This window comes from Granulicatella sp. HMSC30F09 (assembly GCF_001806915.1).
Taxonomy (GTDB): Bacteria; Bacillota; Bacilli; order Lactobacillales; family Aerococcaceae; genus Granulicatella; species Granulicatella adiacens.
Map to the genome: position 1 here is coordinate 1 of NZ_KV786428.1, position 23,140 is coordinate 23,140.

Annotated in this window: 23 protein-coding genes and 1 riboswitch; of the genes, 12 read left to right on the forward strand and 11 right to left on the reverse strand. The window is 38.2% G+C overall.

All coding sequences use genetic code 11. From position 1 onward, the window contains the following. The first annotated feature begins 182 nt into the window (after positions 1 to 182). The 10 genes from HMPREF3103_RS06195 (at position 183) to HMPREF3103_RS06240 (ending at position 12,295) form a co-directional block, all read left to right on the forward strand. Positions 183 to 2,387 carry a GH25 family lysozyme gene (locus HMPREF3103_RS06195; RefSeq protein WP_070438335.1) on the forward strand — a complete coding sequence of 735 codons (2,205 nt, stop codon included), beginning with the start codon at positions 183 to 185 and terminating at the stop codon, positions 2,385 to 2,387. A 166-nt stretch (positions 2,388 to 2,553) separates the two neighbouring features. After that, the gene (locus HMPREF3103_RS06200; protein WP_070438339.1) at positions 2,554 to 3,570 is read left to right on the forward strand and encodes a DUF6287 domain-containing protein; all 1,017 of its coding nucleotides are present in this window, start codon (positions 2,554 to 2,556) and stop codon (positions 3,568 to 3,570) included. 142 nt (positions 3,571 to 3,712) lie between these two features. Continuing rightward, positions 3,713 to 4,423 (forward strand): hypothetical protein, encoded by a 711-nt coding sequence (locus HMPREF3103_RS06205; protein ID WP_070438342.1) that lies wholly within the window; start codon positions 3,713 to 3,715, stop codon positions 4,421 to 4,423. A 15-nt stretch (positions 4,424 to 4,438) separates the two neighbouring features. Next, a complete protein-coding gene (locus tag HMPREF3103_RS09640) occupies positions 4,439 to 5,173 on the forward strand; it encodes a hypothetical protein (protein WP_070438344.1) in 735 nt (244 codons plus the stop codon). 266 nt (positions 5,174 to 5,439) lie between these two features. Continuing rightward, complete coding sequence (locus HMPREF3103_RS06215; RefSeq protein ID WP_070438351.1) at positions 5,440 to 6,117, forward strand: hypothetical protein; 678 nt, start codon at positions 5,440 to 5,442, stop codon at positions 6,115 to 6,117. Positions 6,118 to 6,129: 12 nt separating this feature from the next. After that, complete coding sequence (locus HMPREF3103_RS06220; protein ID WP_070438354.1) at positions 6,130 to 6,816, forward strand: hypothetical protein; 687 nt, start codon at positions 6,130 to 6,132, stop codon at positions 6,814 to 6,816. Between the two features lie 459 nt (positions 6,817 to 7,275). Continuing rightward, the gene (locus tag HMPREF3103_RS06225; protein WP_070438356.1) at positions 7,276 to 8,583 is read left to right on the forward strand and encodes a hypothetical protein; all 1,308 of its coding nucleotides are present in this window, start codon (positions 7,276 to 7,278) and stop codon (positions 8,581 to 8,583) included. Positions 8,584 to 9,077: 494 nt separating this feature from the next. After that, positions 9,078 to 10,379: a hypothetical protein gene (locus HMPREF3103_RS06230; RefSeq protein ID WP_070438359.1), complete on the forward strand. Its 1,302-nt coding sequence runs from the start codon at positions 9,078 to 9,080 to the stop codon at positions 10,377 to 10,379. Positions 10,380 to 10,843: 464 nt separating this feature from the next. Further along, a complete protein-coding gene (locus HMPREF3103_RS06235; RefSeq protein ID WP_070438362.1) occupies positions 10,844 to 11,560 on the forward strand; it encodes a hypothetical protein in 717 nt (238 codons plus the stop codon). A gap of 15 nt (positions 11,561 to 11,575) precedes the next feature. Continuing rightward, entirely contained in the window at positions 11,576 to 12,295 is a 720-nt protein-coding gene (locus HMPREF3103_RS06240; protein ID WP_049554388.1) for a hypothetical protein, read from the forward strand. A gap of 167 nt (positions 12,296 to 12,462) precedes the next feature. Here HMPREF3103_RS06240 and HMPREF3103_RS06245 read toward each other — a convergent pair whose 3' ends face one another. From HMPREF3103_RS06245 to yghU, 3 genes are read right to left on the reverse strand one after another with little or no spacing between them, the layout of a single operon-like run. Then, positions 12,463 to 13,980, reverse strand: a complete 1,518-nt coding sequence (locus HMPREF3103_RS06245) for an ABC transporter permease/substrate-binding protein (RefSeq protein ID WP_070438366.1) — start codon at positions 13,978 to 13,980, stop codon at positions 12,463 to 12,465. Beyond that, positions 13,973 to 14,704 carry an ATP-binding cassette domain-containing protein gene (locus HMPREF3103_RS06250; RefSeq protein WP_070438368.1) on the reverse strand — a complete coding sequence of 244 codons (732 nt, stop codon included), beginning with the start codon at positions 14,702 to 14,704 and terminating at the stop codon, positions 13,973 to 13,975. Before HMPREF3103_RS06250 ends, HMPREF3103_RS06245 begins: the two co-directional genes overlap by 8 nt. A gap of 46 nt (positions 14,705 to 14,750) precedes the next feature. Next, entirely contained in the window at positions 14,751 to 15,542 is a 792-nt protein-coding gene (yghU, locus tag HMPREF3103_RS06255) for a glutathione-dependent disulfide-bond oxidoreductase (RefSeq protein ID WP_070438371.1), read from the reverse strand. 151 nt (positions 15,543 to 15,693) lie between these two features. On the opposite strand from yghU, the gene HMPREF3103_RS06260 reads away from it, so the two are divergent. Then, positions 15,694 to 15,888 (forward strand): CsbD family protein, encoded by a 195-nt coding sequence (locus HMPREF3103_RS06260; RefSeq protein WP_005605849.1) that lies wholly within the window; start codon positions 15,694 to 15,696, stop codon positions 15,886 to 15,888. Between the two features lie 71 nt (positions 15,889 to 15,959). On the opposite strand, the gene HMPREF3103_RS06265 is transcribed toward HMPREF3103_RS06260, so the two are convergent. The 7 genes from HMPREF3103_RS06265 to HMPREF3103_RS06295 all read right to left on the reverse strand — a co-directional run bounded on the left by HMPREF3103_RS06265 (position 15,960) and on the right by HMPREF3103_RS06295 (position 21,614). Beyond that, positions 15,960 to 17,009 carry an NAD(P)H-dependent amine dehydrogenase family protein gene (locus tag HMPREF3103_RS06265; RefSeq protein WP_070438374.1) on the reverse strand — a complete coding sequence of 350 codons (1,050 nt, stop codon included), beginning with the start codon at positions 17,007 to 17,009 and terminating at the stop codon, positions 15,960 to 15,962. 153 nt (positions 17,010 to 17,162) lie between these two features. Further along, the gene (locus HMPREF3103_RS06270) at positions 17,163 to 17,852 is read right to left on the reverse strand and encodes an energy-coupling factor transporter transmembrane component T family protein (RefSeq protein WP_070438377.1); all 690 of its coding nucleotides are present in this window, start codon (positions 17,850 to 17,852) and stop codon (positions 17,163 to 17,165) included. Continuing rightward, a complete protein-coding gene (locus HMPREF3103_RS06275) occupies positions 17,836 to 19,263 on the reverse strand; it encodes an ABC transporter ATP-binding protein (RefSeq protein WP_070438380.1) in 1,428 nt (475 codons plus the stop codon). Before HMPREF3103_RS06275 ends, HMPREF3103_RS06270 begins: the two co-directional genes overlap by 17 nt. Continuing rightward, a complete protein-coding gene (locus tag HMPREF3103_RS06280) occupies positions 19,256 to 19,822 on the reverse strand; it encodes an ECF transporter S component (protein WP_070438383.1) in 567 nt (188 codons plus the stop codon). Before HMPREF3103_RS06280 ends, HMPREF3103_RS06275 begins: the two co-directional genes overlap by 8 nt. After that, positions 19,815 to 20,444 carry a YkoF family thiamine/hydroxymethylpyrimidine-binding protein gene (locus tag HMPREF3103_RS06285; protein ID WP_070438386.1) on the reverse strand — a complete coding sequence of 210 codons (630 nt, stop codon included), beginning with the start codon at positions 20,442 to 20,444 and terminating at the stop codon, positions 19,815 to 19,817. Before HMPREF3103_RS06285 ends, HMPREF3103_RS06280 begins: the two co-directional genes overlap by 8 nt. Before the next feature lie 71 nt (positions 20,445 to 20,515). Beyond that, positions 20,516 to 20,621, reverse strand: a riboswitch (TPP riboswitch). A gap of 104 nt (positions 20,622 to 20,725) precedes the next feature. Continuing rightward, positions 20,726 to 21,085, reverse strand: coding sequence for a PH domain-containing protein (locus HMPREF3103_RS06290; RefSeq protein WP_070438388.1), 360 nt, complete (start codon positions 21,083 to 21,085; stop codon positions 20,726 to 20,728). Between the two features lie 202 nt (positions 21,086 to 21,287). Then, positions 21,288 to 21,614 carry a hypothetical protein gene (locus HMPREF3103_RS06295; RefSeq protein ID WP_070438391.1) on the reverse strand — a complete coding sequence of 109 codons (327 nt, stop codon included), beginning with the start codon at positions 21,612 to 21,614 and terminating at the stop codon, positions 21,288 to 21,290. A gap of 205 nt (positions 21,615 to 21,819) precedes the next feature. Here HMPREF3103_RS06295 and HMPREF3103_RS06300 point away from each other — a divergent pair, with 205 nt between their 5' ends. Further along, the gene (locus tag HMPREF3103_RS06300) at positions 21,820 to 22,083 is read left to right on the forward strand and encodes a SemiSWEET family transporter (RefSeq protein ID WP_048709611.1); all 264 of its coding nucleotides are present in this window, start codon (positions 21,820 to 21,822) and stop codon (positions 22,081 to 22,083) included. A gap of 144 nt (positions 22,084 to 22,227) precedes the next feature. Here the strand turns inward: HMPREF3103_RS06300 and HMPREF3103_RS06305 are convergent, their stop codons facing one another. Continuing rightward, on the reverse strand, positions 22,228 to 22,836 hold the full coding sequence (locus tag HMPREF3103_RS06305; RefSeq protein ID WP_048713928.1) for a DUF1269 domain-containing protein: 609 nt from the start codon (positions 22,834 to 22,836) through the stop codon (positions 22,228 to 22,230). Positions 22,837 to 23,140: the final 304 nt, after the last annotated feature.

A 23,140-nucleotide genomic window follows, 5' to 3' on the forward strand; every position in this document is an offset into this window, starting at 1 on the left:
CTGGTTTGTCCAGTAAAGGGGGTACATATCAATGGGGTGAGGCTTTTTTGTTCTCTCTTTCCCTTTTTTCAATCAAAAAAAGACTAATTATTAAGATTGCAAGGAAGCGCTTAGGTTTATTTGAACCTTCCACTCTCATTTGTTATATTGAAATGGTATCACATGAAAAAAGGGAGGAAAAAATGAAAAAATATACAAGACTGACGTTTATTACTAGTGCAATGATGATGCTATCAACGCAAGCAGTCTTCGCACAAACAACCGTAGACGAGAAACCATCAGAAGTGACGACAAGCGAAGTAACTACTGTCGCCCCTACTACTCAAGAAGAGACAACAACCACCACGACAACTGAACAAGTTCGTACTCGTAGAAAACGTGAAGTATCTAATGAAGAATCGCAAACGAAAGAAGTTGAAAAGTCCACTTATACGGGCTTTGTAACAAGAGATGGAGTCACTTATTACCATATCAATAAGGTGCCTATCACTCGTCAATGGAAGCAGATTGACCAAAAATGGTATTACTTCGATGAAGAAGGAAAAATGCTTAAAAATACAACCTTTGATGGGTATGCCTTTGATCACGAAGGGGTCATGGGTACGAATCAATGGATGACGATTCAAGGAGAACGCTACTACGTTACTGAATCTGGAAAATACCTCAAAGATGCTTGGAAACAATTCGACGGCAAATGGTACTACTTCGACCGTGCAGGTAGAATGCAGAAGAATACTCTTGTAAATGGCTACCTGATGGGCGATAATGGCGCACTCGTTACCAATCGTTGGGTGACGTTCAATGAAAAGTGGTACTACGCCCAAGAAGACGGAAAAGCCGTTCAAAACGCTTGGAAACAAATCAATGGAAAATGGTATATGTTCCATCAAGATGGCACCATGTACGCCAATGAATTTAACTGGAACTACTATCATAAAGATAGCGGTGAATTGGCCGATGATGAATGGGTATTTGATACAACCTACAATAGCTGGTTCTATATCAAACCTGGTGGTACTTATGCCCGAAATGAATGGAAAGGTGCCTTCTACTTGAAGTCAGGCGGTTATATGGCTAAGTCCGAGTTCATTTATGACTCCAACTATAAAGCGACCTACTATCTTGAAGAAAACGGGAAATACGCCGCAGATAAGTGGATGCAACTAAACGGGAAATGGTATCACTTCCAAAAAGCGGGAGAAATGGACAAGAATAAATGGGTCGGTTCTTACTACGTTAAAGACGACGGTACGATGGCTGATAAAGAATGGATTTTCGATAAAGGCTATAATAATTGGTTCTACATTCAAGAAGGCGGCCTATATGTCCGTAATAAATGGCTTGAGTTAAATCAAGAATGGTACTTCTTCAAAAATGACGGCCAAATGGCTCAAAGAGAATGGGTTGGCGATTACTATCTCAAAGCAGATGGAAAAATTGCGAAAAACCAAATGATTTACGATCAAAAATACGGTTCTTCCTACTATCTTGAATCCGATGGTCGCTACGCAAAAAATAAATGGGTGAAAGTTGGCCAGTACTGGTACTACTTCCTCTCTAATGGGAAAGTAGCCCGTCAACAATGGATTGATGGCAAGTACTACGTCTTCGATAATGGTAAAATGGCAACAGGAAAACATATCATCGATCATTATGAATATGTCTTTGACGATAACGGGAATGTCCTCAGTAAAAAAGCGGTCGACATCGGCTGGGTCGAAAAGAATGGCAAACGTTATTTCTATAATGGTGCCTCTCAACGTCTTGGGGACGAGCATACAAAGAAAGTCATGGACGTGAGCGAACACCAAGGTCACATCTCCAACTGGGAAAGCATCATCCGTGAAAATGGTATCGATGCGGTGATCGTTCGCATTGGATATACAGGTGCTGAAGATAAACATCTCGCCAATAATATTCGTGAACTAAACCGCCTAGGCGTTCCATACGGCATTTACCTTTACACTTACGCTTCTAACGATGAAGATGGCGTCAAAGATGCTAATCTCACATTAGAACTCATCAAAAGATACAATATCAAACCAACCTACCCAATCTATTACGATATTGAAGATTGGCGTTATGAAAATGGTTCTAAAGTAGCCCCAACAGATACCGCTACATGGGTGAAAATCTGGAAAGCTTATCAAGAAACGATGTCAAAAGCTGGCTATACGAACGTACGTATTTACAGTTATCAATATCTCTTACAAAATCGCTTGAATCATCCGGATATCTTAAAATATGTCGACTGGGTGGCGGCTTATACTCCACAACTTAGATACCAACTTCCATACAGCCAACCAAGCTGGGGATGGCAATACACTTCTACAGAGTATGTAAAAGGCTTAGGTCTAGTGGATATGAGCGTTTGGTTTGGACGCTAAACTCAATCGTTTGTTCCATAAAAATGAAAGCTCCTTTGGATTTTTCCAAGGAGCTTTTTGTGTGTTTTGCTTCATTTGCCTATCTTCTTCCTAAATTTCTTTAGACATGTACTCTCTTCTTCTGTATAATGAAAACAGATTTATTCTTTCATTAAGGAGAACGATTATGAAAAATAGAAAACTCATTTTCACTCTATTATCTTGTTCTTTCGTTTTAGGCGCATGCCAAACGACTACAGATACTAGTAAAGAAACAACAACTTCAGAAACGACTACCCTAGAAACAACGACAGCTTCTCAGACAACCACTGCTTCCAAGGAATCCAGCTTAACGTTGCACTCTTTCGATGAAGTTCTTCAAGCTTACGCAAAAGTCCTAGCAGGAGGAGAACCAGATGGAACGACAATCAATCGTTCCGCTCTTCAAGCCGTTCCTAAAGGCGACGTTGAACCAAAGTTTAAAGGAATTTCATATGCCTTTTACGATTTGAATCAAGACGGAACTGATGAACTTCTGATCGCACTAAAAGATAGTCGCAATGGATACACTCTACTAGATATTTATTCGAACACTGGTGGATCGCTTGCAAAATTAACCAATCCTTCAAATCAAATGGAAGGTATTGGAAATGAACGCACAACTCTCACCCTTCGAGAAGACCGCTCACTATTATTGAGCACTCCGATTAATCAAGAATTTATTTTATTTAAATTAAATAAAGAAGGGAAAGAGCTTGAAGAAGTCTCTAAAACAAATAATCTAGAAGATGTGAAGAAATACCCAAAAGAATTCAATTTACAAAACTTAACATGGAATGCTTTAACGAAAAACACTGCTTCTTCCAAATCAACATCTACTTCTATGGATCTTGACGCCATTCAAAACGGTGATTTTTCAAGTATTGCTGGAATATGGAAAAACGGAAAAGGTCAAACCTTAACCTTCGATAAAAACGGTCTTGTGAGTACCACTGAAAAATTGGGGAAACCAAAGATGGACCGAGGATATTTAACCGTTGCTGTTAACACGAATACTAGTGGCTATTCAATCATCTTCCTACCTGCTGGAACTAAATTTACAATGGTTCCAAAAGAAGATCCATCAGACCAAACTGTCAATCGTATTTGGGCAGGACAAGGTTCAAGTGGTGATCCAAGAGAATTCTTTTATAAAGTTGAGTAAAATCTACATAAGGTTGGCAATCCTTGCCAACCTTATTTTTATTTATACTTTCCCTTCTTCTTCATTCTTCGCTCAAAACTTCACTTTATAACGATTCCATTTAATGTTAGAATAAAGGTAACCAACTTTAGGAGGTAACTTTATGTTGACTAAAACAAAGAAGATACTTGTCGGATTCTTGTCATTCTCTACATTACTCGTGATTGCTGGTTGTCAGCCTTCTCCATCGCAGTCTTCCCAAACAAATGAAGTTTCTCAAACAAATGAAACTTCTCAAACAACAAAAGCTCCACAAGATCAACAAGGAACTTGGGAATGGACCGATCAACAAATGACGATTCAGAAAGTATTCCTAGCTACTGATATCAAAAAGCTTGCCCTTGTACTAATGCTTGATGACTTTGATAATGTTAAGATGACGATGTCCATTAAAGACAATACAGTTGAATTGAAGTACCGTTTTGATTACAAAGAACTGTATAAGGATTTTGCATATGCAACAGGAGTGAAAAAAGGGGATTTTGAATCGTATTTAAAAAATAGAATTGACGAATTTAAGAAGTATATTCCAAATATGAAACATACAAAGATTACTTTAGACGAACCTAATCATGCCTTTGATTATTCTCTAACCGGAGAAATCGACACGAAGAAACATACGATTACGTTCCCTGAAACACCTGCATTTTTAGATACAATTGTTATGGGAACAACGTTTAACCTACTCGTACCAATTACTTATACTTACACCGTTGAAGGTAACCAAATAACACTTTATGCTGAAGGCAAAGACGAACTCGGCCGTTTTAAAGTAATGCGTCTTCGTTTCAACTATGTAGGAGACAATAACTAGAAGGAGTGATAAATCATGAACAATATGAAAAAAAGTTCCCTATGGATGTTTTCCCTTCTTGTTCTTCTATTTGTATCAGGATGTGGACAACAACAGCAGCAACAACAAACAACTGCAGAAACTACAACAGTTGCAGAAACTACAACAGTTGCAGAAACTACCACAGTAACACCTACCCCAGTATCACTCGAAGGAGACTGGAAAGCTGTAGATTTTAGAGATACTGTGGAACGTACTTTCTTAATTTACTTTGATGATGGTAATAGTCGATTAAAGGTTACAGAAGCCTTTCAAGAGATCGTTCCGACTCTAACAATTAAAGGAACAGATGTAACTTATTCTTATAGTGCTGATATGAATAAATATATTGATTTTTATGCTGAACGGTATAAAGAAGATTATCCTACAAAAGAAGAAGCTACTGCCGTTCTTCTAGGCACTATAGAAGAGAAATTTAAATCTTTTAAACATCAAACTGGAACCGTTGATAATAATACAAAAGTGTTAACCGCGACGTTAAAAGATGGGGTTTTAAACGAGAATGCAAAAACGATTGTATTCCCTGAAATTCCAAACATTTTGGGAGTTCTGCCTCTTTATATTAATTCTAGAGAAGTACCAATTACTTATCACTATGAATTAAATGGTGACGTTCTTACAATTTATGCTGAGAAAACGTACGAAGAAACTGGTGCTCATCTTGTTTATCCAATAAAATTTAAGAAAGTTTCAGATACTAAAACAAATTAAATACCCTACTACCCCTTTGAGATTTTCTCAAAGGGATTTTTTGCACATAAAAGACCTTTAAAAGCTCAAACGGTAAGAGAATCATCTGAATAATATTTTTACGTTTTACATTTTGAAACATCAGTGAAATTAAAAGGTACCTTCAAGATTTTCAAAAGGCTGTTTCATGATGCCCATCATTCATATGAGATTACGCTCAAAATTTCACTTTATAACTATTCCATTTAATGATAAAATGAAGACAACCAACTTTAGGAGGCACGTTTATGTTTTATAAGATTAAGAAGATGATTTTAGGATTCTTGGCCTTTGCCGCTTTACTCCTCATTGCAGGTTGTCAGGCATCCACACAGCAAGCACCTAAAACTCCACAAGATTTAACAAAAGACCAACAAGGCACTTGGCAATGGACAGAACAACAATTGACGTTGCAAAAGGTATTCCTTGCTACTAATGTGGAATCCCGCGCAGCAGCACTTATGTTGGATGACTTAGATAATGTCAATATGACGATGACGATTAAAGACAAGACGGTTGAATTGAAGTATCGTTTTGACTATCTCAGAATTTACGAAGATCAATATAAAGGACAAAACCTTACGACACCTGATTTCAAAACATATGTCCAAAAGAAAACAGAAGATTTAAAAGCCTATGTAGCGACTCTTCAACATACCAAAATCACAGTCGACGAAGCAAACTACGCATATGACTATACGCTAACAGGAACTATTGATCTGGACAATCACACGATTACTTTCCCAGAAACTCCAACATTCCTAAGCAGAATCATCTTAGGACCTACTTCCAACCCACTGGAGGCTATGACGTATAACTATACAGTGGAGGGAAAACAAATGACCCTTTCTGTTGAGGGCAAAAACGATAAAGGTTTGAAACTTGTGATGCGTCTTCGTTTCAACTACACAGAAGAGAACAAATAGAAGGAGTGATGAATGATGAAAATGATGAAAAAAATTTCGCTATGGACAATGTCGCTTCTTACTCTTCTATTCGTTGCAGGATGTGCTGAACAAAAGCCAGAACAAACGACTGCTGAAACAACAACAGAAGCCCCTGCTCCAGTCGCCCTTGAAGGTGAATGGCAAGCAATCGACTTTAGAGATACAATAGAACGTACATTTTTATATACTTACAAGGACGCATATACCCGATTGAAAGTAACAGAGGCTTTCGAAGATGTCTCTCCTACGTTAACCATCGAAGGAACAAAGGTGACTTATACCTATACTGTGGATATGAATAAATATTTCGAGTTCTTTGCTGAAGCACATAAAGATATCGCTAAGGACAAGGCAGAAGCTGCTAGAGTACTTGCTGCAAATGCTCAAAAGAATATTAAAAAATCGGAAGACTTATCTGGTACTTACAATGATGAAACTTATATCTTCAAAGGAAAACAAGAAGGTGGCGTTTTAGACACAAACGCAAAAACGATTGTCTTCCCGGATGTTCCAAATCTATTTGGTATTCTTCCACTTTATATTTCTTCAAAAGAAGTCCCAATTACGTATCACTATGAGGTCAACGGCGATATTCTTACGATGTACGCTGAAAAGGTCTTTAAAGAAAATGGAATTCGTTTGGTTTATCCGATGAAATTTAAGAAAGTGCAAAAATAATTCACTGCCCTTTGAGATTTTCTCAAAGGGTTTTTGTGTGCAAAAAAATATATATCTCCTGCTCTATTAAAATACTCTAGAACCTTCGGTTCGGTATAGTCATGATAACTGCTACACCGGGTTGAGCCTTAGGTCTCAACCCTAGCAAGCTTCAAAGAGCAGGTAAAAGTTGAAAACTTTAACCCGCTCTAATTCACATTGCTTGTTTGTCGCGGTTATCACGACTATACCCCGAAGCTCCTTCGTATTTTCATAGAAGCTGAAAGCAATTTTACACTAAAAAGTCCTTGAGATTCTCTACCGTTTAGTGAACCGGTCAAATAAAACTATTCCTCTTCTCATTTTAAATAATCAGTGAAATGACGAAGCAAGGTTGTAATTTTCATGAAAACCGTTGCAAACTTATAGCAATAAACGTATGATAAAGGCATATACAAGACTCTTTTTAGGAGGTTCACAATGGGTAGACTTGGCAAGAAATACTTGTTCGCTCTGCTATCAATCTTTTCAGTATTCGTTATTGCAGGGTGCTCTCAAGGCTCAAATAACTCCGATAGTTCGGCAGCTGCTAAAACAGAAGAAACGAAAATAACAACAGATATTGAGGGCGAATGGAAATTAACAGACATTCATAATTCAATGCAGTCTGTTTATTCTATATACAAATTGAATGTTGATACATTTGGAAAGTTATTAACGACTTTTGACGACTTAGACATGCGCTTGAAGGTTAATGGCGAAAATGTGGAAGTTAGCTACTCTACTGACTTAAATCGTTTTGCAGAGGACTATTATAAAATCTCTAAACAAGATATATCACTTGAAGCTTTTAAGGAAAAACTATTTCCAAAAATTAAAGAATTAGCAGACCCTTACAAGACAAACAAAGTCACAACTGATACAGCAACGGGTGCCTTTACTTTCTACGCTCCAGGGACCGTCAATTCTAAAGATAAAACCCTGAACTTAGAAGAACCTTTAAACTTCATTATGTACTTCCCGGTGACATTTACGGAGGCATATGATCCAGTCACATATAAATACGATTTAAAAGATAATCTACTAATTATCTCTATGGACGGAACCGAAAAAGAAACACAGCTACCGGCTCATGTTGAATTAAAATTCGAACGTGTCTCTGGTTCAGAAAACAATACGACAGAACCAACTTCTAAACAGACAGTTTCTTTAGACGGAAAATGGGAACTGATGAATACTAGAGAAGCCTTATTACGGGGGCTCTTCTATCGTGTGAATAAAAAAAATAAAAAAGCTTTCCAATTAATTTACGTGAATGCGTTAAAGGATTTAAAACCAACCTTAACGATTTCTGGGAATAGCGCTACTTATGACGTTTTGGTTCATCTAACAGACGCCTATAATGCCGATTACAACTATTATTATCAAACCACTAAGACAGAAAATAAAGATTCAAGAGAAAAATACATCAACTTCTACTTTAATCGACTTAAAACAGATTTATCAGTCAGTTTGAATTCTAAAATTGAAATTGATGAGGCAAATTACAGTGTCCATACTGTGGTACCAAACGGAAAGGTGGATACAAATAATAAAACCATCACTTTCCCAAATCCAATGGCTATTGCAGATTTCGTCATTTTTTCAGAAGCATCACAAGCGTATTTAGAAACAACTTATCACTACTCATTAGACGGTGATGTCTTGACAATTACTTTTGAAAAGCCTGATTCTAGCAAAATCTATAATATTTACTACGAATTGAAATTTAAGAAAGTTCAAAACTGATTTATTAAGTGCACTATTAAAATACTATAGAACCTTTGGGTCGTAATAGTTATGATAACTACTACACCGGGTTTAGCCTTAGGTCTCAACCCTAGCAAGCTTGCAATTTTCATATTGTTAACTTAAACAATGTAGACGCAGTAGACAAATGGATTGACCTTCACTATCAAGTAGTTTGGTCAATCCTATTTGTCCTTGCGGGGGTAAGACTACGAAGAAACAGAAAAACACTGTTTCTTCTGTCTTACTCCCATTCCTATCCCCCGAAGCTCCTTCGTATTTTTATAGAAGCTGAAAGCAATTTTACACTAAAAAGTCCTTGAGATTCTCTACCGTTTAGTGAACCGGTCAAATAAAACTATTCCTCTTCTCATTTTGAATAATCGGTGAAATTACGGGGCAAGCTTGTAAAATTCGTGAAAACCATTGCAAATAAAAATTGTAATCGTTATAATTTAATTATATTAGAATTACTCTATTAAGGAGGTCTAACAATGTTTAGACATTATAAGAAATTATTTTTAACACTAGTTGCTCTATTCTCAGTCTTTGTACTGGCTTCTTGTTCTCAAAGCAACTCTCAAAATGCCGCTCAAACAGAAGCGCCAAAAGTAGAAACGATTGACGGTGATTGGGAATTAGTCGATATTCCCGATGCTTTTACGGAATCAATCGGAGCCTATACCCTCAAGGCAATCAACTTTGCTCGTTTATTTGAATCTGTTCAAGACTTCAAAATGGACATGAAGATTGAAAACAATACAGCAACGATTAAATACGATTATAACATTGATAACTTTATTAAAGCTTTCTACACTTTCACAACAGACGCTAGAGGTAAGACTGAAGATGAGTTCAAAAAACTCATATATGACTCTCATGAAGGATTTGCAGGCGACTTTAAGAAATACAAAGTTAGCATGAATAAAGATACAGGCGTATTTAGTTACGAAGCAACAGGTTCTATTGATCAAGATGCCAAAACAATGACATTTGATGAAGGAATTTCAGTAACGAACTCATTCTTCTTCTCATTCGGCGAAAATCGCGCTTCGCAAAACACATATCACTACGAATTAAAAGATGACATGCTTTACTTAACGATTGACGGAAAAGCGAAAAAAGATAATCTTCCTGTTCACTATGAACTGCACTTCAAACGTAAAGGAAGCACTACACAAAAAGACCCAGTTCCAATTGAAGGAAAATGGCAAGCTATCGACTTCCGACCAGCTCTTGAACAAAGCTTAGCCTATAAAGATTTCAACAATGATGATTCGGCTATCAAACTGATCTATCCTGAGGCATTGAAAGATTTGAAACCAACGTTGAACATTACAGGTACATCTGTTGAATTCGACTACACTGTATCTTTAACAGAAGGTTTTGGAATGTTCTACGATTACTTAAAACAAAAAGATGCGTCTAAAGTAACTCAAACGAAAGACGAATATATTAAAAATCAATTTATTAGATTATCGACTACTCTACAAGGAGCTGCTAAAGACTACCCAAATACAACTTATGAATTTGATAAAGATAATAACACAATTCATTCTGTTTTGAAAAATGGTAAATTAGATACAGCAAATCAAACGATTGTCTTCCCAGAAGCTATAAATATTGTGCAGCTTGCGATCATGTCCATTGGACCTGTCAATAAAGAAACGACTTATAAATACTCTATTGATGGAGATATTTTAACGTTGACAATCGAGCAACGCGATGGCAAAAATAATGTAAATACCCTTATCACAACAAAATTCAAAAAAGTGTCTGACACAACTAGCAATTAGTCATTCCACTGCCCTTTGAGAATTTCTCAAGGGGTTTTTTGTGCAAAAAAAATAAGAGCTTAAGCTCTATTAAAATACTTCGGAACCTTTGGTTCAGTATAGTCATGATAACTGCTACACCGGGTTGAGCCTAAGGTCTCAACCCTAGCAAGCTTCAAAGAGCGGGTAAAAGTTGGAAACTTTAACCCGCTCTAATTCATCTTCCTTGTTCTTCGCGGCTATCATGACTATACTCCAAAGGACCTTCGTATTTTAATAGATACGGCTAACTTTTTTGCAGATAAAAGCCCTTGAGAATCTCAACTATTTGTTCCATTGTTAGAGATAATTTTGTGCTTCTCAGTTTGAATAATCGGTGAAGTTACGTGGGAAGGTAGTAATTTTCGTGAAAAGCATTGCAAAACAAAAATATTAGAAGTATGATATAAACATAATACAACTATCTTTTCGAAGGAGGTCTAACGATGATTAGACAAACTAAGAAACTGTTTCTTGGGCTCTTCTCTCTTCTCGCAGTTTTTGTGATTGCTGGATGTGGACAGAACCAAACATCAGATCAAAATACCAATAATGCACAAAAATCGCAACAAGAACAAAAAGATCCAAATAATTTAGCTGGTGAATGGGAATCCGTTTACGAGCTTGATTCATTGCAGAAAGCCTTTTTCCCGAAAGGAATGAAAAGCTATACTTTTGCGAAATTCATTGAAGCTTTTAAAGACTTTAAGATGAAATTATCCGTTGATGGCACAACTGCAAAGCTAAGCTATCAATACGATTCGAAAAAATTTGCAAAAGCATTTTACGAGATTTCAAGAGACAAGAAAACTATGAAAGAAGACGAATTCGTCAGCCGTTATATTAATGGACAAGTAGATTTCGTGAAAAACTTCAAGAAATATAAAGCATCAATGGATACATCGACTGGAACGTATAGCTACGAAGCTACAGGAACTGTCGATGAAAAAGCAAAAACTGTCACATTTGACGAAGGGATCATCATTCTTGACTCCTTCCCTCTAACGACAGCGGATAAAGATCACAGATTTGATTCAGTAACATACAACTATGAAGTAAAAGACGGTATCTTGACAATCTACGCCGATATGAAGACGAAGGATAATCTTCCTGTTCATTTCGAACTGAACTTCAAACGCGTACCGAGTGCAGAAAAGAAATAGAAAGGAGACGCGACCATGATTAAACAATATTTAAAACCATTATTGATTGCTGGCTGCTCTCTTTTAATGCTTGCCGGCTGTGGAAATCAAACTGCTACAACAACTACTACATCAACAGCTGCTTCTTCTAATCCTCTTGAAGGAAAATGGGAACAAATCGATTTCAGAAGTACACTTGAACGCGGCTTAGGATACCTAGATTTTCAGGATAAGGAAGAAATTCCACGCCGACTCATTTATTCGGATGCCTTCAAGGACGTAAAACCGACACTGACGATTACAGGGAATTCAGCGGTATATGAATATACTACCTCGATTGAAGCGGCTATGGGCAACTTCTATGACTACGCGAAGTCCAAGAATCTAACAAGTGTCAACGGAACAAAAGAAGAATATATTAAAAATCAATATAATGTTTTGAAACAGAGTCTAGAGAAATGGAACAATCAAAAAGGCTACCTCACCTATGGATTTAATGATGAAAAGAATGAAGTCCAAGAGACCTTAACAGGGATTACAATCAATGAGGGTACCGGTACGATGGAATTCAAGTACGCACCAAACTTCCTAAGTCTGGCGACCTTTTCAGTCGAAAAATTCGTAAAACCAGTGTCCTATAAATATTCCATTGAAGATGGCATTTTAACACTAACACTCGAACAACAAAAAATACTGGATAATAATCAAAAGGTTACTGCCTACTTCACGATGCGCTTCAAAAAAGTAGCGGAATAATCTATTTCTTTATAGGGTTGATTAAAGCAAAAAAAAGAATGTAGTTTCACTACATTCTTTTTTTGTACTACTATTTTTCTTCTAAAATGGAGGCTGAACAGTGAATGGGTATCTACTAGATTTATCTGCCCTGTTCTTAAAGTGAAGTCCTACATTGATTGTGTTTCCTACTTAATATAGCCTTGGCTTTGAAGGAACTCACGGGCAACCGTTTCAGCAGACTTCCCTTCTACTCCAACCTCATAGTTCATTTGACTCATTTGACTTTCAGTAATTTTTCCTGCCAATACATTCAACACACTTTCTAATTCAGGATGTTGTTTTAATAAAGCTTCCTTCATGAGAGGTGCACCTTGGTAAGGTGGGAATAATTGTTTGTCGTCTTCTAATACGACTAAATCATAACGCGTAATTTCAGCGTCCGTTGAGTACGCATCCGTAATTTGGATGTCTCCTGATTGAATCGCTTGGTATCGAAGGCTTGGCTCCATGGTTGCGACATTGAGATTTAGTCCATATTTACTTTGAAGACCGCGATTTCCGTCTTCTCGGTCATTAAATTCGAGCGTGAAGCCCGCTTTCAATTGTCCTTCCACTTTCTTCAAGTCGGAGATCGTTTTTAATCCATACTTTTCAGCGACCGCTCTAGTAACGGCAACGGCATACGTATTTTGATATGCCATCGGTTTTAGAAAGGCTAAGCCATCTTGTTTTAGAATTCCATCCCTTGCTGCTTCAAAGACTTCTTGTGGGTCATGAGAGATGCTTGGGGCAGGTTTCAACAAGCTTTCTGTAACAGTTCCTGTAAATTCTGGGTAAATATCAATATCCCCTGATTTTAATGCTTCATACAGAAATGTTGTCTTCCCGAAGTTTGGTTTTACTTCCACTTTCAGCTTTGTGTTTTCTTCAATTAATAGTTTATACATATTGGCTAAAATCTCTGGTTCAGGTCCTAATTTCCCAGCAATGATAAGGGTTTGTTGTCCCATCGAAGGCATCATTCCTGATACAAATGAAGCCCCTAGTCCTGCAAATAGAAGGACAAAGGTTGCGAAAATTGTTTTTAATTTAGCATGCTCCATCCATTTTAATAAGGTACTAAACGCAATCGCCAAGACAGCTGAAGAGACTGCACCAATGATAATGAGACTAGCGTTATTACGGTCAATTCCTAGAAGAATAAACGACCCGAGTCCCCCAGCCCCAATTAAAGCAGCAAGTGTCGCTGTCCCAATAATAAAGACGGCAGATGTTCGAATCCCAGACATGATGACAGGCATTGCAATCGGAATTTCAAACTTCTTCAATCGTTCCCATTTCGTCATCCCAAAGGCCACTGCGGCTTCTTCCAGACTTGGATCAATTCCTTGTAGTCCTGTAATCGTATTTTGCAAGATTGGGAATAAGGCGTAAATCACAAGGGTTGTAAGCGCCGGAACCGTTCCAATCCCCATAAATGGAATGAAGAGCCCTAATAGTGCTAGGGACGGAATCGTTTGGAAAATCCCAGCCACTTGAAGAACAAAGCCAGCTGCACGCTTACGAGAGCTTAATAGAACCGCCAAAGGAACAGCAATTAGAATCGAAATCAGTAGCGCTAATAAGGAAAGTTGTAAATGTTGCCCTAGTGCTACCGTCCAATCGCTAAAACGGTCTTGAAACGTCGTAATCAAATTATTCATGACGAACACCTCCTTTAAAAAGTTCCGCTACAAATGCGGTTGCAGGACTTGCGAGAATTTCAGAAGGTGATGCGACTTGCTGGATTTCTCCGTCTTTTAAGACAGCAATACGATCAGCTAGTTTCAGCGCTTCATCGGTATCATGTGTGACAAAAATGGTCGTCATCTTAAACTCACGATGCAATAATTTTGTCAGTTCTTGTAGTTGCTTACGAGAAATCGCATCGAGTGCTGAGAAAGGTTCATCCATGAGCAGTGTCATCGGTTCAGCAATCATCGCTCGGATAATCCCCACACGTTGTTGTTCCCCACCGGATAGTTCGCTTGGAAGGCGTTTGGCATAGTCGTCAAAAGGAAGGCCTACCTTCTCAAGCAGTTCTTTCGTTTTGGCTGCGATTTGCTCCTTCTTCCACCCTTTCATCTCAGGAATGAGCGCGATGTTTTCCGCCACCGTTAAGTTCGGGAACAACGCGATTTGTTGAAGGACATAGCCTGTCTCTAAGCGTAATTTTCGCTGGTCATGTTCTTTGATTCGTTTTTCATTTAAATAAATATTTCCATCAGTTGGTTCAATCAATTGGTTAATCATCTTTAACATCGTTGTCTTCCCTGAACCGGATGGCCCCACTAACACCATAAATTCGCCGTCGTTAATGGTGAGATTCACGTCTTTTAAAACGAGTTTCTCATCATATCGCAAGGCTATATTTTTATATTCAATCATTCTAACCCTTCTTTGTTTTTTATTTTTATATCGTTTGAAAGTATCATTACTTAATTTCTTTATACTCCACTTCCAAGCCCTTTTTCACTGCTGGACGTTTGGCAATTCTGTCTGCCCATTCGTTAAGATGTTTGTAACTTTGAGCGTCAAGGAACTCTGCAGAATTTTTATAGAGTCTGTCTTGAACGAGTTGACCATACCATGACCAGATAGCGATATCAGCAATTGTGTATTCGCCTCCTGCGATATATGGGCGTTTGGCTAACTCTTGATCAAGCAAATCTAATTGGCGTTTGGTTTCCATTGTGAAACGGTTAATCGCATACTCAATTTTTTCTGGAGCGTAATTGAAGAAATGTCCAAATCCGCCTCCTAAAAATGGAGCTGCTCCTGTTTGCCAGAAGAGCCAGTTTAAGACTTCTGTGCGTTTTGCGGTATCTTGTGGAATGAATTTTCCGAATTTTTCTGCTAAATAAAGCAAGATATTCGCTGACTCAAAGACACGAATCGGTTCATCCCCTGAATGGTCTAAGAGTGCTGGAATCTTCGAGTTCGGGTTGATGGCTACAAAGTCGCTTCCGAATTGATCTCCATCCATAATTGAAATCTTAAACAAGTCGTAGGCTGCTTGTTCAACCCCCGCTTCCAATAGCTCTTCTAACAGAATCGTTACTTTAGCTCCATTGGGTGTCCCAAGAGAATACACTTGTAAGTCTGTTTCTCCAACAGGTAACGTTTGTTCAAAACGAGCTCCTGCTGTTGGACGGTTAATTCCTGAGAACTTCCCTTGGTTGCTATCGGCTGCGCTCCAAACGCGTGGTAATTGATATTCTGACATTATCATTCCTCCTTGAGTTCTTTAGAATTATTTTAACATGACACTTCCTTAGTCTTTTAAACATCTGCTTATGAATACTTTCTCAAGCAGAAACTTAGGAGAATCCTTTTTTTGATGCTATAATGAGTCAAACAGTAAAGGGGGTCTTCATATGTCATTAGAAGATAAATTACAACAAGCAACAGGTGCTGCTAAAGAATTAGCGGGTAAAGTTACAGGCGATAAAAGCCTTGAATCAGAAGGTGCTGTTGAAAAAGGTTTAGGAAAAGCGAAAGAAGTCATTGATAACGTTAAAGAAAGCGTTGAAGGTGCAGTTGAAGGAATTAAAAACAACTTCAATAAATAAGACTGAATTCTAAAGTGAAAGAGTCCCTACTAATGTAGGGACTCTTTTATGATTCAACAGAATATTTTTTCTTAATACTCAAAAAATGGATTTTCTACATACGTATGCAATGGATACGTTGGATAAGCAGCTTCTCTTAATTTTTCGCTCGTTACAAATCCAGGAGAAGCATCTAAGATTGTTGGAATGCGGTTTACAATCGTTGCACAAGTATGTGCGACCGTGTCTGGTTTTTGAACAGAGAACACTAAGTTTGGCTCTCCAGTGATTTCCCAATCACACATATCTCCGTCGTCTTCTCGGTAAACTTTACCGATACATTCCACTTCGATTTCTACTCCTTGATGCGTATGGAGCGTTGTCACTGCAGACATTCCCGTCACTTCCCCAGCAGGAATGGTTCGACCGAGTGTTTCTGAATACACATCTTCGTCTAAAACATATGGAACACTCTTTTGACTGATGTCTTTAATCGTCCAGTTCATCTTCGAACAGATGGCTTCGGCTGCATTCCACATGTAAGATGGGAAACTTTCTGCAGTCGCAATTTCTTCATCAAAGCGTTCTTTTGTATATCCTGCTCCATGAGCTTCTGCTAAGGCTAATCCATAGTCTTCGACATTGTAGCTCACGACTCCTTTAATTTTATCGATACGGTTCACTCCTGCCATCGCAAGACAAGGCATATTAATCCAATAAATATCTTGCATTCCTGAACCAGTAATGGTGACTCCATTTTCTTTTGCCAAACGGTCTAAACGATTCGTTTCAGATGGAGAGGTATTCCAAGGATAAATGGCTTCTTCGCAAGTCGTAATCACATTCACCCCATGACGTGCTGCTGTTTCAAAGAATGGATACATCTCTGGCATATAGGATAGAATGGTCACAATAGCAATATCTGCATCACAACTATTGAACACTTCTTCTGCATTATCTGAAATCACAACTCCTGTTTTAAACCCTAATTCTGCAAAATCACCGACATCGAGTCCAACAACTTCTGGATTATTATCGATTGCACCAACAATTTCCACACCATGATCCACCATATACTTGAAAAGGACCTTGGCCATTTTACCGCAACCATATTGGATTGCACGAACTTTTGTGTTTCTCATTGTCATACCCCTTTTCCAACAGATGAAGCAAGCTTCCTCCGTTTGATTTATTTTCGTACATAGATTTGTACACTTTAATTATAGCGCTTACATTTTGGAGGGTCAATCTTCTTCTACAAATAGAAAAAGAGCCACAATTGTGACTCTTTGGTTTTATTGTTGCAGCCATATGACGATAACGATAAAGGATACCATCAAACTACTGTAAATTAAATCTAAAATGGAAATTTCCAGTTGAATTTTTTGCACTCTATTTACGGAAAATCCACGCAGTTCCATCGCCATGGCAGTATACTCGGATTGTCGCATCAGACGAATCATCATAGTCGTGAGGGCTTTTAAGTAAACTCCACTCCCAGAAATCCCTCTGATTTGCAATGCTAATTTTGACTGCTCATATTCTGTTTGAATCAGTGTCAGAAAATTGATGGCTACCAGTATGCTATAAGCAATCGCCACTGGCACTTTCAATTGCTGGATGAGACTGGCTACGAATTCATTTTTCTCAATAGAAGTTGATAGACTAATTCCTACAAGACCAAGCGCAAGAATCCGACTACTTAATTCCAAAGCTACAGCAAAAACACCACGTGATCCCGTTTGAACCAATAGATTCTCATTTGGATAAAAATAGACTGACAGAAAATACGTCAAGGTAATCATCAGTAACCCCAGTCCGAGTTTTACAACGCGTCCCCAAGGTTGTTGTCTGAACAACACTATTATCACGATGGATGCTAGCATCATCGCTCCATTCAGTTTCCATGATTTTGTAAAAAGGATAACCATAGATAGTAAAAACGAAACTCCTAATTGCACACTTGGATTAATTCTCATCTTCATTCGTCTCTACCTCCATAGTCTGATGACGAATGCACATCACCTTCTGCGCATATTGACGGACTAATCTACGGTCATGACTAGTAAATAGACAAGCTACTCCCTCTTGACATAATTGCTGCAATGCATTCATAATAGCCATCGCATTTTTCATGTCTTGTCCGTAAGTCGGTTCATCCACTAATAGTAGAACTTTCCCCTCTCCAGTCATCGTTAAAAAAGCGAGCCTGCGCTGTTGCCCTTGACTCAGAAGCCAAGGAGATAATTCCTTTGTTTGCTGTAAGGAGTATTCTTCTAAAAGCGATTCGAGGCGACTTTCTTCTTCGCCTGGAAAAGTGACTTTCAGTTCTTCTAAAACTTTCGCAGCCACAAATTGAAGGGTGGGATCTTGAAAAACAAGCCCGACTTTTTGAAATAAATCCTTCTTCTTCACCTTTACTAAAGAATGTCCTTTCAATTCAATAGTTCCCGTGTAAGGGACTTGCTTTAAGAGAGCTTTGAAAAAACTTGTTTTCCCACTCCCACTAGGTCCCACAAGAGCCATCATCTCGCCTTCATGAAGCTCAAGATGAATATGCTTAAGAAGTGGCTTGTCTTTTTCTACAAAAACCGAAACATCTTCCACTTTCAACAATGGCTTTGCATTTTCAATCTTTTTCTTACCGTTGAACGGTAATGAACATAAATTCCCACTCTCTTCTAGGAGAAGCTTATCTTTCTCCTTTAAAGGAAGTTCGATTCGTTTCAATTCTCCACTGTCTTCTAAGAGATACCACCGATTGACCCACTCCCAAAAGTCCAATCGGTGGTCGATAATACATATCGCTTTTCCTTCATTACTTAACCGTTTAATTTGCTCGATAAAGTACGGAATGCTTTCTTCATCGATATTTGCAAATGGCTCATCCATTAGATACAGAGGCGCATCTACTAAGCTGGCACAAGCAAAGGCCACTTTTTGAAGTTCTCCCCCTGAGAGACTTGCAAACTTTCGGTGTAATAAGTCTTCAACCTTGTATTTTTTTGCTTGCTCTACTACATTCTGTTCGATTGTTTCAATGGGGAAACAAAAATTTTCTAGTACGAAAATCATTTCTTCATACGGTGTCTCCATTGCAAACGACAGTCTTGCATTTTGAAAAATAGAGCGGACATACTTCGTTCTCTCCAAGTGATTTAACGTTAGAAGAGAATGTCCTAAAATTTCTAATCCTTCACATTGAACATCTGTGTCCCCATTTGGATAGACTCCATTAATCACATTCATAAGGCTGCTTTTCCCAACTCCACTTCTTCCAATGATTAATACAATTTCTCCCGAATGGATTTGCATGGACAGATTGGAGAACAGCACTCGATTTTGAACGCTTAAAGTCGCATTTTTCAATTGGAGAACCACTTCAGGATTAGCCACGAACTTTGACCACTCCTGTTTTTACCATTTGGTCGCATAGTAGTTTACTTAAGTATCCTGTAAAGATTAAGGCAGAAACTAAACGAATCACAAAAATAGCGGCTACCAACTTCCAATCTAATGCTAAATAATTGCTACGGAAGCCTGTCCAAAGGAACGTAAAAATGGTTGTAATAACAGCACCTAGCATTGTGGTTCCATAAGTAATATCGCCGTATTTCTTCGTCATGAAGGCAATTTCTACTCCTAGACCTTGGATAAAGGCACTCACCACAACGATAATACCGAACATGTTCCCAAGCAACACTTCAATTACGGCTGCAATAATTTCTGTAATAATACCAATCCCTGGTTTTCGAATAAAGTAAAGCGTGAATACGGGAGCCATAAACCAGATTCCGTAAAATGGCTCATATCCTAGCATCCCCAGTCCCATTGGTGCTAGTGTGGCAGAAAGCGCGCCTCCTGCATAAACTGCCAGTAAATAAAACACCCCAAACAATACACAAATTAAGCTAATAAATAAGTAATCCTTTAGTTCTAATTTATTTTTATTCATCAATTTCTCCCCCTGGTACATTGCATAATAATGTCACTTGAATCACAAAATGACTCACATCTTGCTCTAAAATCTTAAAAACTTGTTCCAAATAATCAAACACCTCGTGAACGTCCCCTCCTAGAAAAGTGACATAATGCCCTGTTCCAGTAATCGTTCCTTGATCAATCCCTAGATTCACCACTTTCTCGATGGTTTTCATATAATTATCAGACCCCATCAGATATACTGCGAATTTCCCAATGACAGGAAAATGAGTCGCTTGAGAACGATCTTCATTGATTCGACTCCCATCGAATGATAAAGGTGTATCCTCATCTACATCCCCAGGGCACCCTTTTGAAAGAGTGGCTTCCAGCGAGCAGTGAACTCCCGGACGATAACTACTAATAAAACAAGCTTTTAACGCATCGAAAACTTCTACACTTCCCCCACGATAGATGGTAGAAGTATGATCCGTCTTTGCCCATACATTGGACAAATCCACTTGCCTGATGGCCCCCAAAATAATGTCGATGAAATCATCTGACATCGGTGCCAAATTAAACCTCGCGCCGCTAATTGCTAAATGTGAGCCTGGAACTCCCACACGGCAATTCCCGTACGAAACATGTTGAGACATAAAAAACCCCTTCAGATCTTTTCAATCCTGAAAGGGGGGTTCACCTGTATAGATATGTACACAATGGTACTGTCGACTTTGTAAGATACTCTCTACGCAACCATGAAGTTGATCAGATAATATTGGTCTGTATATCACACTCTCAGCCTCCCTAACGAGACTCCCAAGATCTTCAATATTTAATTACATGACTCATTCTAGCATTGTCCTCATTGAAAAGCAATGCATTGAGCTTACCACTAAAGGAATCTGTCCCACAAACAACAGACAACCTATGTGTTTTAGAGAATATACTCTGCTAGTAACCGTTCGAATTCGCGAATATCAATACCACGTTTCAATTCAATCTTAATATGGCCTGCTCTGGTCCATAGTTCCACTTCTGCAGTGTAATCGAGGATTCCTGCATTTTCTGTCGACCACATATTCACTGCGCTATACGGTAAGGAATACATCTCTACTTTTGTTCCAGTTAACCCTTGAACATCTTTAACAATCAGGCGTTTGTTGGTGAATACTGCCACATCTCGTACGGTTTTGAAGGCGCGGTCAGCGACTTCCCCTGTCACAAGAATTTCTTCGATATCGCGTTGGACATCCACTTCGCGGTAGAAGACCCATTTAAGTGCTGTTGGTTCCATTTCTTTTCCTCCTATTTCTTTTACAATGAGTCGATTAAGGACCCGATAACATCCATGAATGTCTTTTTCCTACGTCCGTTGACGGTTTCGTATAAATGATAAACTTTCAAATGATTATCATTACTAAACACAAATTCGAAGCGGAATTCGCGTCCGTTTGGAGATACAGCATCGAAACACTTCTCGAATCATGTTAGTTCTCCTAGTCTTGTTTTTTTACTAACTCTGGATTGCTATAATAGCGAACAAAGAAATGAGGATTTCCGCCCGCTTCGTCCATTTTATCTTTAATGCTCACTTCTGGATGAGTGACTTCTCCTGTTTTTGTAAAATACTCCCCGATTTTACCCGTGCGATTTCGAAGCCCCCACGCTACATCATTTCCTATAATTGATGCTAAGAAGCCGTGACTCTCCACCAAGTCAAAGAATTCGGCTACGGTAAGGCTTTCTGGCACCTCGAATGTCATCTCATGATTGTATATATCATCTCCGGCACAAACCGAATTGCGATCGACAATAATTTTCATCTGGCCACTTCCTCTAATGAAATACTTATGACTTCATTATACCATATCCACATTTTATTCTCGCTTTTCTATCCAATCCGTCTGTAATTTAAACTATTCTTTACTGATTAAGAAATCTTTAAAAATGACTCTTAAAATCAATATATGTTTATAAAATAAAGAATATGTGTTAGTATATCCGTATTAACTTTTTTGGAGGAAACATATGTCAAAACAAAAGATTAACCGTTTTGTTGGATCTATTGGAGCTTTTATCGGTTTCCTTGTATTTATTGCTTATATTCCACAAATTATCGCAAACCTACAAGGAAGTAAAGGTCAACCTTTCCAGCCGCTTTTTGCTGCCGTTTCTTGTCTAATCTGGGTTATTTACGGTTGGACTAAAGAACCAAAAAAAGACTGGATACTTATTTTCCCTAATGCAGCTGGAGTCATTTTGGGCGGACTTACTTTCCTAACCTCTTTATAGTAAGAAATATGTTTTAATCGTAAACTGAATAGATTTATTTACAAAGGAATTAAGTACAATGTTTACTTAATTCCTTTTTCTATGCTCTCCATTTCTACAACAAAAAAGCACCCTGTAAATACAGAGTGCTGAGATCAAATTTAATTATAATTTTAAATTTTCGAATTTAGCTTTAATATTATTTTTGAATTCTTCGATTTTTTCTTTACGAGCCTCTTTACGTTCTGCTTTCATTTGAGCGCGAGCCTTATTATAAAGATCAGCTTGAACTTTTGCAGCAGCTTCAATTTCTTCTACTACTGATTCAACATTCCAACGTAAAATTTGTGTGTCGTATTTATTAAAATAAGCATTTAATACTTGCTCATCATCTTCTTGAACTAAAGCAACAAGAGCAGTTTCACCACTAACTAATTTTTGAGAAACTTGGTCGATTAAACCTTCTTGGACAGCTTCAACAGTATCGCCTCCGGCTAATCCGTATAGACTTCCAATTCCGTAACCAAATAATACACCTAATGGTCCCGCTAGCAGTCCGACAAACGCACCGATTAGGCCGCCTTTTAAAGCACCATCATTTGCAGAATCTTCAAAATCAAAACGATCTTTATCAGTAATATGACCGCCTTCATTTTTGATAACAGCAATTTGAGCGACTTTTGTTTTCTCAGTTTGCTTGAATGTTTTCAACTCAGCAAATGCCTGATAAGCTTCACTTTCTGTTTTGAAAATAGATACTACTAAATTTTCCATATTAATTCCTCACTTTCACTTGTGGATAGGTTAAGTATAATCTTTATCTACATAAAAAGCAAATCATTACTATTAAGTAGCGACGAGTATTAATTCGATTTAAAATAATATCGAAAAAATGATATTAACATTTTGAGGCTAGGGCTTCAACCAGCGAAGCCTGGGCTGTAAGCTACTAAAGTAGCAACATCCCCTTGCTAGGCCTTCGCCCTTCGCACCCATGGCTGTAAGTTGCTAAAGCACCAACACCCCCTGGCTAGGGCTTCGCCCGTCGCAGCCACATCCGTAAGTCACGTTGCTCCAA